Origin of the sequence: Solimonas sp. K1W22B-7 (genome assembly GCF_003428335.1) — a bacterium.
GTDB lineage: Bacteria > Pseudomonadota > Gammaproteobacteria > Nevskiales > Nevskiaceae > Solimonas_A.
In genome coordinates, this window is the sequence record NZ_CP031704.1 from 3174320 (window position 1) to 3188879 (window position 14560).

Annotated in this window: 15 protein-coding genes; 9 read left to right on the forward strand and 6 right to left on the reverse strand. The window is 68.8% G+C overall.

Annotated features, from left to right (window positions below; translation table 11 throughout):
• Nucleotides 1-38: 38 nt before the first annotated feature.
• The gene (pepP, locus tag D0B54_RS14380; protein WP_117291984.1) at nucleotides 39-1358 is read right to left on the reverse strand and encodes a Xaa-Pro aminopeptidase; all 1320 of its coding nucleotides are present in this window, start codon (nucleotides 1356-1358) and stop codon (nucleotides 39-41) included.
• The gene (locus D0B54_RS14385) at nucleotides 1355-1930 is read right to left on the reverse strand and encodes a UPF0149 family protein (protein WP_117291985.1); all 576 of its coding nucleotides are present in this window, start codon (nucleotides 1928-1930) and stop codon (nucleotides 1355-1357) included. Before D0B54_RS14385 ends, pepP begins: the two co-directional genes overlap by 4 nt.
• 232 nt (nucleotides 1931-2162) lie before the next feature.
• Here D0B54_RS14385 and argA point away from each other — a divergent pair, with 232 nt between their 5' ends.
• The 7 genes from argA to D0B54_RS14420 all read left to right on the forward strand — a co-directional run bounded on the left by argA (nucleotide 2163) and on the right by D0B54_RS14420 (nucleotide 9120).
• Nucleotides 2163-3479, forward strand: a complete 1317-nt coding sequence (argA, locus tag D0B54_RS14390) for an amino-acid N-acetyltransferase (RefSeq protein WP_117295255.1) — start codon at nucleotides 2163-2165, stop codon at nucleotides 3477-3479.
• A 26-nt stretch (nucleotides 3480-3505) separates the two neighbouring features.
• Nucleotides 3506-4873, forward strand: coding sequence for an adenosylmethionine--8-amino-7-oxononanoate transaminase (locus D0B54_RS14395; protein WP_117295257.1), 1368 nt, complete (start codon nucleotides 3506-3508; stop codon nucleotides 4871-4873).
• 7 nt (nucleotides 4874-4880) lie between these two features.
• Nucleotides 4881-5606, forward strand: coding sequence for a 16S rRNA (uracil(1498)-N(3))-methyltransferase (locus D0B54_RS14400; RefSeq protein ID WP_117291986.1), 726 nt, complete (start codon nucleotides 4881-4883; stop codon nucleotides 5604-5606).
• A 1-nt stretch (nucleotide 5607) separates the two neighbouring features.
• Nucleotides 5608-5934 carry a hypothetical protein gene (locus tag D0B54_RS14405; RefSeq protein WP_117291987.1) on the forward strand — a complete coding sequence of 109 codons (327 nt, stop codon included), beginning with the start codon at nucleotides 5608-5610 and terminating at the stop codon, nucleotides 5932-5934.
• Between the two features lie 95 nt (nucleotides 5935-6029).
• Nucleotides 6030-7682 carry an AMP-binding protein gene (locus D0B54_RS14410; RefSeq protein WP_117291988.1) on the forward strand — a complete coding sequence of 551 codons (1653 nt, stop codon included), beginning with the start codon at nucleotides 6030-6032 and terminating at the stop codon, nucleotides 7680-7682.
• On the forward strand, nucleotides 7679-8428 hold the full coding sequence (locus D0B54_RS14415; RefSeq protein WP_117291989.1) for a hypothetical protein: 750 nt from the start codon (nucleotides 7679-7681) through the stop codon (nucleotides 8426-8428). Before D0B54_RS14410 ends, D0B54_RS14415 begins: the two co-directional genes overlap by 4 nt.
• Entirely contained in the window at nucleotides 8425-9120 is a 696-nt protein-coding gene (locus D0B54_RS14420; protein WP_117291990.1) for a Crp/Fnr family transcriptional regulator, read from the forward strand. Before D0B54_RS14415 ends, D0B54_RS14420 begins: the two co-directional genes overlap by 4 nt.
• A 163-nt stretch (nucleotides 9121-9283) precedes the next feature.
• Here the strand turns inward: D0B54_RS14420 and D0B54_RS14425 are convergent, their stop codons facing one another.
• Nucleotides 9284-9754, reverse strand: a complete 471-nt coding sequence (locus tag D0B54_RS14425; protein ID WP_117291991.1) for an Mpo1 family 2-hydroxy fatty acid dioxygenase — start codon at nucleotides 9752-9754, stop codon at nucleotides 9284-9286.
• Nucleotides 9755-9936: 182 nt separating this feature from the next.
• Here D0B54_RS14425 and D0B54_RS14430 point away from each other — a divergent pair, with 182 nt between their 5' ends.
• Nucleotides 9937-10974, forward strand: a complete 1038-nt coding sequence (locus D0B54_RS14430) for an NAD(P)H-dependent amine dehydrogenase family protein (RefSeq protein WP_117291992.1) — start codon at nucleotides 9937-9939, stop codon at nucleotides 10972-10974.
• Between the two features lie 45 nt (nucleotides 10975-11019).
• Entirely contained in the window at nucleotides 11020-11190 is a 171-nt protein-coding gene (locus D0B54_RS24345) for a hypothetical protein (protein ID WP_162932430.1), read from the forward strand.
• 6 nt (nucleotides 11191-11196) lie between these two features.
• On the opposite strand, the gene D0B54_RS14435 is transcribed toward D0B54_RS24345, so the two are convergent.
• From D0B54_RS14435 to D0B54_RS14445, 3 genes are read right to left on the reverse strand one after another with little or no spacing between them, the layout of a single operon-like run.
• Complete coding sequence (locus tag D0B54_RS14435; RefSeq protein WP_117291993.1) at nucleotides 11197-12225, reverse strand: 2-dehydropantoate 2-reductase; 1029 nt, start codon at nucleotides 12223-12225, stop codon at nucleotides 11197-11199.
• 44 nt (nucleotides 12226-12269) lie between these two features.
• Nucleotides 12270-13709 (reverse strand): alkaline phosphatase family protein, encoded by a 1440-nt coding sequence (locus D0B54_RS14440; RefSeq protein ID WP_117291994.1) that lies wholly within the window; start codon nucleotides 13707-13709, stop codon nucleotides 12270-12272.
• A 54-nt stretch (nucleotides 13710-13763) separates the two neighbouring features.
• Nucleotides 13764-14558, reverse strand: a complete 795-nt coding sequence (locus D0B54_RS14445) for an SDR family oxidoreductase (protein WP_117291995.1) — start codon at nucleotides 14556-14558, stop codon at nucleotides 13764-13766.
• Between the last annotated feature and the right edge of the window lie 2 nt (nucleotides 14559-14560).

Here is a 14560-nt window from a genome sequence, read left to right on the forward strand (position 1 = left end):
GGGAGAGGGGGTCAAATCTGGTCTCGCCTTTTTCCGGCTCATGCGCGCATCAGTGCTTCAATTTCCCGCACCGTCTTGGGCACGCCCGCCGTCAGCACCTGCGGCCCCTTCTCGGTCACCAGCACGTCATCCTCGATACGGATGCCGATGCCCCAGTACTTGCGGTCCACACCCTTGGTCCCCGGCGCGATGTACAGCCCCGGCTCGGCCGTCATCACCATGCCCGGCTCGAACTCGCGCGGCAGGCCATCGTTGCGGTAGCGGCCCACATCATGCACATCCATGCCCAGCCAGTGGCCGGTGCCGTGCATGAAGAACTGGCGATGCGCGTTGTCGCGGATCAGCTGCTTCGGCTCGCCCTTGAGCAGGCCCAGCTCGACCATGCCCTCGGTGAGGATGCGGGTGGCCACCTCGTGCGGCTTGCCCGAGGAAGCGCCCGGCTGCATCGCCTTGATCGAGGCGACGTTGGCCTCCAGCACCACCTCGTAGACCGCCTGCTGTTCCTTGCTGAATTTGCCGTTGACCGGGAAGCTGCGGGTGATGTCGGCGGTGTAGCCGGCCAGCTCACCGCCGGCGTCGATCAGCAGCAGGTCGCCGTCCTTGAGCTGCGCGCTGTTCTCGACGTAATGCAGGATGCAGGCATTCTCGCCGCCGCCCACGATCGTGCCGTAGCCCGGCTCCATGCGGTGATGGCCGAAATGCGCGTGGATCTCCGCGGCGATCTGCCACTCGTACTTGCCCGGCTGCGTCGCCTTCATCGCCAGGCAGTGCGCCTCGGCGCTGATCTCGGCGGCACGGCGCAGTACCGCGATCTCGGCCGGGGTCTTGATCAGGCGCATCTCGTGCAGCGTGCCTTCCAGCGCCACGAACTCGGTGGGCGCGGCGGCGCCGCGGCGTGATACCTCGCGGATCTCGCGCACGCAGGCGGTGACCTGCGGGTCCAGCGCCGGATGCTCGCCGAGGTTGTAGAACACCCGCGAACGGCCGCCCAGCAGCTGCGGCAGGCGCGCGGCGAACTCCTCGATCGGGTAAGCCTCGTCGGCGCCGTAGTCCAGCACCGCGCCCTCGGGGCCGGCGCGGCGGCCGTCCCAGATCTCACGCTCGGGATTGCGGCTGCGCACGAACAGGATGAAGGCCCCGCCCTTGCGGCCCGGCGCCAGCACGGCGATGGAGTCCGGCTCCAGGAAGCCGGTTAGGTAGCGGAAATCGCTGTCCTGGCGGAACGGGAAATGCGTGTCGCGCGAACGGGTCACCTCGCGCGCGCCGGGCAGGATGGCCACGGCGCCGGGCCCCATGCGCTTCATCAGGCGCGCACGGCGGGCGGCGTATTCCTTCAGCGACTTGGGGTTCGGTTTCAATGCAGCTGCCTCGATTGGGAGGGATCCGGCAAGGGCCGGGCGCGGAACTCCATGAACACCAGCTGGGCGCCGACACGGACGTATTCCACCAGCTCGACGTAGGCGCCCTCCTCCAGCTCCAGGTCCTCGTTTTCACCCAGGGAAGCCTGTGTGAACTGGGTGAAGTCGCGCAGCACCTCGCGGACCTCCTCGGAGCACTTCTTCAGGTCCAGGCCGGGACGGCTGGCCAGACCGAAGAGGAAGCCCTCGCACCAGGAGGCCAGGGCCAGGACACGCGTCCCCAACTCCGCCTCGTCGTCCGGCAGCAGGGGCTCGAAGCCCATGTCCTCGTCCTGCAGCGCATGCAGGGCCTCGTTGCAGAGCTGGCGCAGCTCGGTCTGGGCAGCGGGATCGGGGCGCAGGATCAGGGCCTCGTCGCCGCCCACGTCGAGCAGGCGCGCCAGGTTGATGTCCTCGGGCGCACGCACGCACAGGGTGCCGCAGAGGGTGCCGTGGTATTCGGCGGGACTTTCGACGCAACCGATGCGCACGAAAGTGTCGGACAGCTCTTCGAAGGAAACGGAATCTTGCATCCCGTCGATTATACGTGCCCTGCCCCGGCCGCAGGCGTGAAGCCGCGTTGCCAGGGCGCCTTCTGGTGCCGCGCCAGCACCACCAATCCAGCGCGCAGACGCGTCATGGCAAGCTCCCGGGGGCCCGTGAGACAGGGATAGGCCAGGCCCGCCAACCCCGGACACCCCCCATTTCCGGGTAGAAATGCGCCAGGGAGGGGGCCAAAACCCGCGAATGCACTATAATTTCCGCATGAATCCCGCTGATTTTGTTGCTGCTTTACGCGGTTGTGCGCCCTACGTGCATGCGCACCACGGCCGCGTATTCGTGATCGCCTTCGAGGGCGAGGCGGCCGAGCGGGCGGATTTCGACCAGCTGCTCTACGACGTGGGCCTGCTGCACAGCCTGGGTGTGAAGCTGGTGCTGGTGCACGGCGCAAGGCCGCAGATCAACCAGCAGCTGGCCCTGCGCGGCGTCGAGCCGCGCTACTCCAACGGCCTGCGCATCACCGACCGGGCGACCCTGGACGCGGCCAAGGGTGCGGTCGGCAGCCTGCGCATGGATATCGAGGCCAGGCTCTCGACCTCGCTGGCGAGCACGCCGATGGGCGGCGCGCGCATCAAGGTCGCCAGCGGCAACTGGATCACCGCGCGCCCTGTCGGCGTGCGCGACGGCGTGGACCACCAGTTCACCGGCGAAGTGCGCCGGGTGGACGTGGGCACGATCCGCCAGGTGCTGGACCAGGACCGCATCGCCTTGCTGTCGCCGGTGGGCTATTCGCCGACCGGCGAGATCTTCAACCTGCGCGCCAAGGACGTGGCCACTGCCGTGGCCGCCGCCCTGGGCGCCGACAAGCTGGTGTTCGTGCTGTCCTCGGACCCCAACCAGTGGAAGCTGGCCGACGACACCGGCGACGCCGGGCAGCTGTCGCTGGCCGGCGCCGAGTCGCTGCTGGCCCAGGTCGTGGCCGCGGAGGACCGCGCCTACCTGCAGTCGGCGATCGACGCCGGCCGCGGCGGGGTCAAGCGCGTGCACCTGATCGCCGCCAGTGTCGATGGCGCGCTGCTGCGCGAGCTCTATACCCGCGACGGCGAGGGCCTGATGCTCTATGCCGACGCCGACTACGAGGCGATCCGCGATGCCAGCATCGAGGACGTCGGCGGCGTGCTGCAGCTGATCCAGCCGCTGGAGCAGCAGGGCGTGCTGGTGCCGCGCTCGCGCGAGCAGCTGGAGCTGGACATCCAGCACTTCAACGTCATCGTGCGCGACGGACTGGTGATCGCCTGCTGCGCACTGTTCCCCTATGCCGAGGCCGGCATGGGCGAGCTGGCCTGCGTCGCCGTGCATCCCGAGTACCAGCGCAACGGCCATGCCGCGGCGCTGCTCAAGCGCGTCGAGGCCGAGGCGCGCCAGCTGGGGCTGAAGAAACTGTTCAGCCTCACCACGCATTCGCCGCACTGGTTCATCGAGCGCGGCTTCGCCGAGGCCGGCATCGAGGCCCTGCCGATGCAGCGCCAGCAGCTGTACAACTGGCAGCGCAGTTCCAAGGTGCTGGTCAAGGCGCTGTGAGCGAGGGTTCCGTGAGCAACGAGGAAATGGCGCAGCGCTCGCGTGCGGTGGTCTGGCACCCCTGCACGCAGATGAAGGACCACGAATCCCTGCCGCTGGTGCCGATCCGGCGCGCCGAGGGCGCCTGGCTGGAGGACTTCGAGGGCAAGCGCTACCTCGACGCCGTCAGCTCCTGGTGGACCAACATCTTCGGCCACTGCCACCCCCATATCGTCGGGCAGCTCAAGCAGCAGCTCGACACGCTGGACCACATCATGCTCGGCGGCTTCACGCACGAGCCGGTGGTGGAACTGTCGGAGCGGCTGGTCAAGCTGGCACCGCCGGGACTGACGCGCTGCTTCTACGGCGACAACGGCTCTTCGGCGGTGGAGATCGCGCTGAAGATGAGCTTCCACTACTGGCAGAACGCCGGCAAGCCGGGCAAGCAGCGCTTCATCGCCCTGACCGGCGGCTACCACGGCGAAACCCTGGGCGCGCTGGCGGTGGGCGGCCCCAGCATGTACCGCGACACCTACGCGCCGCTGCTGCTGCAGCCGATCCACGTGCCGTCGCCGGACTGCTACGAGCGCGGCGCCGGCGCCTCCTGGGAAGACCACACGCGGCAGATGTTCCGCCACATGGAACTGGCCCTGGAGCAGCATGCGCACGAGACCTGCGCGGTGATCCTGGAGCCGCTGGTGCAGTGTGCCGGCGGCATGCGCATGTATCACCCGCTGTACCTGACGATGCTGCGCGAGGCCTGCGACCGCCATGGCGTGCACCTGATCGCCGACGAGATCGCGGTGGGCTTCGGCCGCACCGGCCGGCTCTTTGCCTGCGACTGGGCCCCCGCGCCGCGCCGCGACCCGGACGCCCAGCCCGGCATCACGCCGGACTTCATGTGCCTGTCCAAGGGCCTCACCGGCGGCACGCTGCCGCTGGCGGTGACGCTGACGCGCGAATCCATCTACGAGGCCTTCTACGCCGAGTACAACGCCGGCCGCGCCTTCCTGCACTCGCACTCCTTCACCGGCAACCCGCTGGGTTGCCGCGCCGCGCTGGCGACACTGGACCTGTTCGAGGAAACCCGTGCACTGGCGACCAACCACTTGCTGTCGCAGTACATGTGGGCGCAGACCGCGGAGATCCGCGGGCACCGTCATGTTGCCGAGGTGCGCCAGCAGGGCATGATCCTGGCGATCGAGCTGGCGAAGAAGGGCCGCAAGGAAAACCCCTTCCCCGCCGCCGAGCGCCGTGGCCTGCGGGTCTACCAGCACGGCCTGGAAAAGGGCGTGCTGTTGCGCCCGCTGGGCAACGTCATCTACTTCATGCCGCCCTACGTGATCGAGCCGAAGGAAATCGAGCTGATGTGCAAGACCGCGCTCGAGGGCATCGACCTGGCCACCCGCGGATGATGCGCGCATGATCCGCATCCATCTCGATCCGCCGTTGCGGGAAGACAGCGAGATGCCGCTGCCCGAGGAAGCCTTCCGCCATCTGGTGCAGGTGCTGCGCCTGCGTGAGGGCGAGCCGTTCACCGTCTTCTGCGGCGATGGCGGTGAATACGAAGCCACCCTGAGCGCCGTGGCCAGGCGCAGCGCGACCTTGCGCCTGGGCGCGCGCCGCGAGGCGGACCGCGAATCGCCGCTGCTGCTCACCCTGGCGCAGTGCGTGTCCAAGGGCGACCGCATGGACTACACGCTGCAGAAGGCGGTGGAACTGGGCGTGCAGCGCATCCAGCCGCTGCTGTCGGCACGCAGCGTGGTCAAGCTCGACGGCGAACGCTGGGAAAAGAAGCTGGAGCACTGGCGCGGCGTGATCGTGTCGGCCTGCGAGCAGTCCGGCCGCACGCGCCTGCCGGAACTGGCCGCGGTGCAGCCGCTGGAGCGCTGGCTGCCGGCCTGTGCGGAGGCGGGCCTGCGCCTGACACTGGACCCGTTGGCCGCGGGCGGCATCGCCAGCCTGCCCACCCGTACTTCCGCGACCCTGCTGATCGGCCCCGAAGGCGGCCTGTCCGAGGCTGAAATCCGCCAGGCCGCCGCCGCCGGCTTCCAGGGCCTGCGCGTCGGCCCGCGCATCCTGCGCACCGAGACCGCCGGCGTCGCGGTGCTGGCGGCGCTGCAGGCGCGCTTCGGCGACTGGGGCTGACGTGGACAACCCGACCGACAGCAACTGGGGCCGTGCCGAGCTGCTGCACCTGCTGTCGGTCTGCGGCACCCTGGCCGGCCTGTCCATCACCATCGTCGCCTTCATGCACGGCTACGACCGCGCGCGCAGTGCGGCGACCATCGTCGACGACATGCTGGCCCTCTGTGCGGCGCTCTACCTGGTCTGCATCTACCTGATCTTCTGGGCCCTGCGCACGCCGCGCGAGGCCCTGCTGCAGCCACTGATCCGCATCATCGACGCGGTCTTCCTGGCGGCCCTGACCACCATGACCGTCGCTGCATTCGTGACGATCTATACGATCCTTTAGACGTAGTCGCCCCAGTGAACGATTGACGCCCTGCACCAGCCGGGCCAGCATCCCCGCCATGACGTTTACCGTGCACGCGACGGAGGAGACCGAGCATGCTCGCGCAGGCCCAGGGCAGCACCGACATTCCCCTGCTGGAAGAAACCATCGGCCAGCGCCTCGAAGCGACCGCGCGCCGGCTGCCGGATCACGAGGCCCTGGTGATGCCACACCAGGACGTCCGCTGGAGCTACGCCCGGCTCGACGCCGAGGTGAACCGCGTGGCCCGCGGACTGCTGGCGCGCGGCATCCAGGCCGGCGACCGCATCGGCGTCTGGGCACCGAACCTGGCCGAGTGGGTGCTGATGCAGTTCGCCACCGCCAAGATCGGCGCGATCCAGGTCAACATCAATCCCGCCTATCGCCGCGACGAGCTGGCCTACGCGCTGCGCCAGTCCGGCTGCCGGCTGGTGGTCGCCGCACGCAGCTTCAAGACCAGCGACTACGCCAGGATGCTCGGCGAGGTGCGCGGCGAATGCCCCGAACTGTCGGCGCTGATCCTGCTCGACGCGCCCGGCCAGCCCGCCGACTGGGCGGCGCTGCTCGCCGATGGCGAGCGCGTGCCGCAGGCCGAAGTCGCCGCGCGCATGGCCCGCCTGAAGCCCGGCGATCCGATCAACATCCAGTACACCTCCGGCACCACCGGTGCGCCCAAGGGCGCCACGCTGTCCCACCGCAACATCCTCAACAACGCCTACTTCACCGGCCTTGCGATGCGCTTCAGCGAACGCGACCGCATGTGCATCCCGGTGCCGTTCTACCACTGCGCCGGCATGGTGGTGGGCAACCTGCTGTGCACGGTGTTCGGCGCGACGATGGTCGTTCCCGCGGCGTCCTTCGACCCGGAATCGACCTTGCAGGCCATCGAGCGCGAGCGCTGCACGGCCTCGATGTGCGTGCCGACGATGCATATCGCCGTGCTCGCCCATCCGCGCTTCGCCACGACCGATGTCAGCAGCCTGCGCACCGGCGCGATCGGCGGCTCGCCCTGCCCGGTCGAGGTGATGAACCGGCTGGTTGGCGACTGCCACATGCCCGAGGTCACGATCGTCTACGGCATGACCGAAACCTCGCCGGTCTCGACCCAGACCGCGGTCGACGATCCGGTCGACAAGCGCGTGGGCAGCGTCGGCCGCGTACACCCGCATGTGGAGATCCGCATCGTCGATCCCGACAACGGCCGGGTCTGCGGCTACGGCGAGGCGGGCGAGTTCCAGACCCGCGGCTACTCGGTGATGCTGGGCTACTGGAACGATCCGCGGCGCAGCGCCGACGCGATCACGCCCGAGGGCTGGATGCGCACCGGCGACCTGGCGACGATGGACGAGCAGGGCTACGTCAACATCGTCGGCCGCATCAAGGACATGATCATCCGCGGCGGCGAGAACATCTATCCGCGCGAGATCGAGGAGTTCCTCTACACCCACCCGGACATCCGCGACGTGCAGGTGATCGGCGTGCCGGACGAAAAGTTCGGCGAGGAAGTGATGGCGACCGTGATCATGAAGGACGGCGCCGCGCCGCTGACGGCAGAGGCGCTGCGCGCCTTCTGCCGCGAGCGCATCGCGCACTACAAGATTCCGCGCTACCTGGAAGTGATGCAGGAGTTCCCGATGACGGTCAGCGGCAAGGTGCGCAAGGTGGAACTGCGCGAGCAGATGACCGCCAGGCTCGGCCTGCAGGCCGTGGCCGCACGGCGCACTGCATGAACCGCCGGCATTCCCTGCGGGTCGCCCTGGCCGCACTGCTGCTGGCGGGCTGCGACGGCGGCGCAGGCGAAGACGGTACCGCTGCGAAAGCCCTGCACTTCACGGACTGCGAAGAGCAGACCGCCCTGCTGGTGGTGGCGCCCGCGCAACTGCCGCCGCTGCCCGAAGGCTTCGCCTACGGCAAGCCCCTGCCGGGCCTGCCGCTGGCCGGGGTCCACGTCAGCGGCAGCCGTTGCGCCGATCTCGACGGCCGGGGCCCGACGCAGGATCTGCTGGCCTTCGCCCTGATCGAACCGCCGGAGTCCTACAGGTCCGAGGGGGTGACCGCCTACGGCATCCTGCTGGGCGGCTACACCCGGCATGCCTCGACGGCCGCGGCCTTCGCGGCCTGGGGCATGGGCGACAAGGTGCAGGCGGGCACGGTGGACTGGCAGCTGACGGCCACGCCGGTCGCCCGCATCGGCTCGGTCAGCGCCAGCGGCGCCAGCAGCAGCGTCACCACGCGCATCAACGGCCTGGGCCCGGTGATCCAGCCCGGCGGCGGCCTGACCCGCGCCTTCCACTTCGCCGAAGGCCGCGTGGCAGCCAGCATCGACGCCTTCTACACCCCGCAGACCGGGATGCTCGGCATCGGCACCGCACAGCAGCAGGGCGACGGACCGCTGCCGCTGGGCTACTCGGTGGCCACCGGCTCGCATGCCTGGGACTACGACCTGGAACTGCGCAACCCGCAGCGATACCCATGAGCTGGAGCGAGGAACGCGCCGCGCTGGTCGCCAGCGACTGGTTCCGCGAACTGCCGCCGGAGGTGGTGACCCAATTCGCCGCGATGGCGGTGCGGCGGCGCCTGGCCGATGGCGAGATGCTGTTCGCGCAGGGCGATGCCCCGGACGGACTCTGGGGCGTGGTCAGCGGGCGCATCCGCGCCGGCAGCGTGTCCGGCGAAGGCAAGGAACTGCTGGTGATGCAATTCGAGCCCGGCGCCTGGTTCGGCGAGATCTCGATGTTCGACGGCCTGGCGCGCACGCACGATGCGCGCGCCGTGGGCGCCACCGAGATGCTGATGCTGCCGCGCGACAGGTTCCTGGGCCTGCTGGCGCAGCAGCCGGCGCTGTACCCGCATTTCGTGAAGATGCTGTGCCGCAAGCTGCGGCTGGCCTTCAGCTACATCGAGGACGCGCAGTTCGCCTCGCTGCCGGCGCGGCTGGCGCGGCGCCTGATCGACCTGCTGGCGCTCTATGGGCGCGAAACGCCGGAAGGCCTGCTGATCGACCTGCACCTGCCGCAGGACGACCTGGGCCGCATGCTCGGCGCCTCGCGCCAGAGCGTCAGCAAGGAACTCAAGGCGCTGGAGGCGGGCGGCGTGGTCGTGGTGGACTACGGCAAGCTGCGTGTCCGCGACCTGGCGGCGCTGCAGAAGATCGCGGATGCGGGTTGACGAGAACTTTCTGTTGATCTGTCCCCTCTCCCGCTTGCGGGAGAGGGTGGCCCGAAAGGGCCGGGAGAGGGTTTCTGTAACTCGCGCCAGGCTAGTCAAGCTCTGGTTTTACAGAAACCCTCTCCCCTTCCCCTCTCCCGCAAGCGGGCGAGGGGTTTTAGATTTACACGCCCAGCTTGCGATACACCTTGTCCATCACGAACAGCGGGCCGATCAGCAGGAAGCGCAGATCGTCCACCAGCGAGGGCTTGGCGCCTTCCACCTTGTGGCCGTAGATCTGCACTACCCAGGCGATCGCCCAGGTCGCCACGGCGATCCACAGCAGCGGGCCGCCGGCCTGCTGGATCGCCAGGATCGCCGCGATGGAGACCGCGAACCACGCCACCATCGCCGCGAAGCTGCCAAGCGACAGGCGCAGGTAGAACAGACCGGTCGGCAGGGCGAAGATCGTCACCGGGTTGACCCAGGGGGCGAGGTCCGCAGGCAGGCCCAGCCAGCGGCCCACCGGGATCAGCCACAGCAGGGCCAGGGTGGAAAAGAAGATCGCCGGCACGCAGACCATGTGGATCAGCGAATTCAGCGGGTTCTGGTGGCTTACCTGGTATTCGTTCAGGAACTGCTTGAGCGTGGGCATGGGGCTCTCCTCGTTTTCGATGAGCGCATCTTGCGCGCGCCACCCCCTCCAAGACTGTCGGCCGGGCGACAGTCGGCCGGGTAAATTCGCCCTACCTGCCGCAAAGGGATTAGGACAAGCACTTGAATCGGCTGTAAGTTTTTTGCATTGCCGCATGGAACGGCCCCACAGGAGGAACCGCGATGACCCATCCCGCCCGCCCGATCAGGGTTGTCCAGTGGAGCACCGGCGTGGTCGGCAAGCCCGCCGTGAAAGCCATCGTGGCGCATCCGCTGCTGGAACTGGTGGGCTGCTGGTGCCACTCCCCCGACAAGGTCGGCAAGGACGTGGGCGAACTCTGCGGCATGGCGCCGCTGGGCATCCGCGCCACCGACGACGTCGGCGCGCTGCTGGCGCTGCAGCCCGACGTGGTCTGCTACATGCCGCAGTTCCCCAAGGTCGACGAGATGGAGAAGATCCTGGCAGCGGGTTGCGACATCGTCTCCACCGCCTACTTCATCACCGGCACGCAGTTCGGCAAGGACGAGGTGGCGCGCCTGCGCACCGCCGCGCTCAAGGGCGGTTCGACCATCTATGGCGGCGGCGTCAATCCCGGGCACGCCAATGTCATCGCCCTGGTGGCCTCGGCCGGCTGCGCACGCATCGACAAGATCTCTGTGCTGGAGTCGGTCGACGCCACGCCCTACGAATCCGCCGGCACCTGGGAGGCCATCGGCTTCGGCCTGCCGGTGGACGATCCGGTCGCACCGCCGCTGGCGGAACGCGCCATGCCCTCCTTCAAGGAAGCGGTGGAGATGATGGCGGAGGCACTGAAGATCGAGGTGGACGAAATCCGCTTCGACGTCGAGTATGCCGCCGCCACCGAAGACGTGGACCTGGGCTACATGAGGATCGGCAAGGGCTGCATCAGCGGCCTGCGCTGCTGCTGGTCGGCACGCGTCAACGGCAAGGCCGTGATCGAACTGAAGGTAGCCTGGAAGCTGGGCACGAAGCTGGAGCCGAACTGGGCGGTGGAGGACGGCTGGCTGGTGGAAATCCAGGGTCAGCCCAACATCCGCTGCCTCTACCAGCAGACCGGCGGCACCCGCGATTTCGACCCCGGCACGCTGACGGCGATGCCGATGATCCACGCCATTCCGCATGTGTTCGCCGCGCCGCCGGGTATCATCCGGGCGCACCAGCTGCCCTTGGTGACAGGGGCCTACACGGTCGGCACCTGACGCAGCCGTGGCAGATCACGACACAGGACCAAGTCCAGGGGACTCATGAACCGCATCACACCGGCGCTTGCTGCGCTGACGCTCGCCTGCCTGCCCGCCATGAGCCTGGCCCAGCAGGCCGGCTCGACCGAGGCCAGCGCGGCCTACCAGTTCGGCCGCGCCTTCGGCATGTTCCTGTTCGGCTACATCGTGTGGCGGCTCATCAAGCGCAAGTAGGGGCCGTCATCGGCCCTGGCAGGCGCGCCGCAGCTCCGCCAGCAGTGCCTCCCCGCTCCACTCGCGCTGTCCGCCGTTCTCCGCCTGGTGGATCAAGGACATCAGGCGCGCGTTGACCGGTGCATGGCGGCCCTGGGCATAGGCCAGCCTTACCACTTCGCCGTTGAGATAGTCGACCTCGGTCTTGCGGCCGGCCTGCAGGTCTTCCCACATCGAGGAGCGCGCCAGTGGATCGATCTCGAGCATCTGGCTGGCCAGGCGGCGGAACAGGAAATCGGGTACGCCGAGCAACTTCGGAATCCAGTGCGGCGGCAGCGGCGTGAGCTTGGCCGGCTTCACGCCGGCGGAGCCCAGCAGCCCCAGCAGTTCCTCCTGTGCCAGGGCCAGGCAACGGCGATACGCGCGCTGCGACAGCTCCGCTTTCAGCGGCTGGTTGGACAGCGCGTTGACTGCGTTGTTGAGGTTGAGCAGCAGCTTGGCCCAGAGCACCGGCAGCATCTGGGCATGCAGTTCCAGCGGCAGGCCGGCCTTCTCGAAGGCGCCGAGGAAAGGCTCCAGCGCGGGGTGCTCCTCGGCCTCCAGCTTGCCCTCGGAGCCATGGTGGAAGGCGCCAGGGCCGCGATGCAGGACGTTGAACGGGACCATCCCCTGCAGCACGGTGCGGCCCGGCAGGCGCTTGCGCAGCACCTCGGCGTTGTGCAGTCCGTTCTGCAGGCTGACGATGACCGCACCGGGCTTCAGCACCGCAGCCAGTTCGGCGCCCACCTCATCGGTGGCGGCGGACTTGACGGTGACCAGCACCAGGCCGGCGTCCGCGGCGGCCTGCGCCGAGGTGGCCAGCTGCAACTGGCCGGCGGCGACCCGCAGGTCCGCACCTTCCCAGTCGGTCAGGTGCAGGCCACTGGCGGAGAGTTCCTCCACGATGCGCGGGCGCGCGATGAAGACGACATCGTTGCCGTGCGCCGCGAGACGGCCGCCGACATAGCAGCCGATGCTGCCGGCACCGAATATGCAGATCTTCGCTTGCGTTGCCATGGGCTTCTCCTGGTTCCTGCTGGCCATCGTTTGCTGCCCTGGTTCTAGAACCCGAAGCCGGCGCCCAGGCGCCGTAGCGTGTCCAGTTCCTGCAGGTGGCTGACCAGCCGCAGCAGGGGCTCGTCCAGGCCCGGGATCGGCGGCAACTGGATCTGCTCGGGCAGCGGCACCACCGGCAGCTCCGGCAGCGGCAGCGGCGCCTCAAGGCCGGCGAGATGCAGGATCGTCGCCAGCGGCAGGCACAGGCCTCCGAAGGGTCCGCCCGGCACGTCGAAGGCCGGCGCGGCCCGTTTCGGCGTGGAGGAGAAGTCCAGTGCATGCGCCAGGTTGGCCGAGCCGGCACGCGCGCCCAGGGGCTCGAACCCGAAGCGCCAGGCGATCATGTTGAGGATCGAGTTCGGGTCGAACTGCCGGTGCTCGACATGGCCGCGCTTCGCGCGCGGTCCGATGATGACGCAGGGCACGCGCCCGCCGAGGCGGCCATCGTTGCCCAGCGCCGCTTCCTCGGGTGTCACCGGCGCGAAGGGCGGCGGCACGTGATCGTAGAAGCCGCCCCACTCGTCGTAGTTGATCACCAGCAGCGTGCGTTCCCAATCCGGGCCCTGGCGCAGGATGTCGTAGACCTCGTTGAGGAAGGCCTGGCCGTCGCGGATGTCGGCGACCGGGTGATCGTCGCGCGACAGGCTGCCGCCCTCGTTGAGCGTGGAGCCGACGTTGTCGATGTAGGTCAGGTTCGCGAGGCGTCCTGCCGTGACGTCGGACTGCAGCCGGCTCTTCGCATAGCGCTTGGAAAAGCCGGTGTACTTGCTGCCCCAGAAGGACAGGTAGGACACGTCCTGGTAGTAGTAGGCCACGCTGCGGCCCTTTTCCAGCATGCGATCCCAGACCGTCGGCAGGCTGGAGATCGCTACCGAGTTCACGATACGGTCGGTCTGGCCGGCATGCATGTAGATGCGGTTCGGCGTGGTCAGGCCGAGCATGCTGCTGAAGTAACGGTCGCAGATCGTCCAGTGCTCGGCGCAGCCCTTGTAGAACGGCAGGCTGTCGGCGGTGTAGTAGCCGACCGCGAAATCGTCGCCCACCGGTTGCGTCAGCAGGAAACCGTCCATCTTGCCGCCGTTGACGTGGACACGGCCGCCGTCATAGCTGTGGTCCGGGTCGGCCAGCTGGCAGTTCTGGAAGTTCGGCGCCAGGTTGCGCGACTGGCGCGTGTTGCCGGCTGCGTCCTTGAGGCTCACGCCGGCCTGGATGCCGTCGGCGCCCGGGACCCAGCCGAGGAAGTGGTCGAAGGAGCGGTTCTCCATCATCAGCACGACGATGTGGTCGATGCCGGACTCCTCGGGCGGCGGCAAGGACCCTGAGCCACCGACCTGCGTGCTGTCACCGCAGCCGGGCAGGATCAGGCTGCCGGTGGCGGCGGCCATGCCGTGGATGAAGTCGCGACGCGTCAGTCCCTGCGACGCCGCGGGCCTGCTCTTTTTCATGTTTCCTCTCCTGCCCGGAGTGTGCGGCAAAACCCCGGCGGCCGCACGGAGGGCCTACATCACCTTGAGTCGCCGGGCGAAGGCGGTGTAGGCGGTCAGCGGCAGGAAGCGCTTGATGTAGACCGCGACGGCCTCCTTGCCGGCGATCATGACCTCATAGCGGTCCTGCTCCACGGCCCGCCAGATGCGATCGGCGCAGACCGCGGGGTCCATCCCGGCGCCGATGTCCGCGTCGACCTGACCCCAGGGCCGGCCGTCCGGCCCCAGGGCATTGGCCGAGACTTGGGTAGCGACGAAGCCGGGGCAGACCAGGGTGAAGCGGATGCCCTGCCCGCCCAGTTCGATGCGCGCGCTGTCGTAGAAGCCGTGCAGGGCGTGCTTGGCGGCGGCGTAGGCGGTGCGGCGCGCCATCGCGATATGGCCGAACACGCTGCTGACCGTCACCACGTGCCCCGAACCGCGCGCCACCATGCCGGGCAGCAGCGCCTTGGTCAGCGCCACCGGCGCGAAGAAATCCACTTCCATGATCTGGCGGTAGGCCGCCATCGGCGTCTCCAGCGTGGTGGTGCGCTGCGAGATGCCGGCGTTGTTGGCCAGCACGTCGACGGGACCGAAAAAGGCCTCCGCGCGGCGCACGGTGTCCCCGGCATCGAACTGCGCCAGGTCCAGCGGCAGCAGCGCCACCTCCTGCGGCCGCGGCAACGCCTGGCGCACCCGCTCCAGCTCCGCCTCGCGCCGTGCGGTCAGCACCAGCTTCGCGCCGCGCCGGGCGGCCTGCTGCGCCAGGCCCTCACCGATGCCGCCGGAGGCGCCGGTGATCCAGACCGTTTTTCCTGCGAGTTGCGTCATGA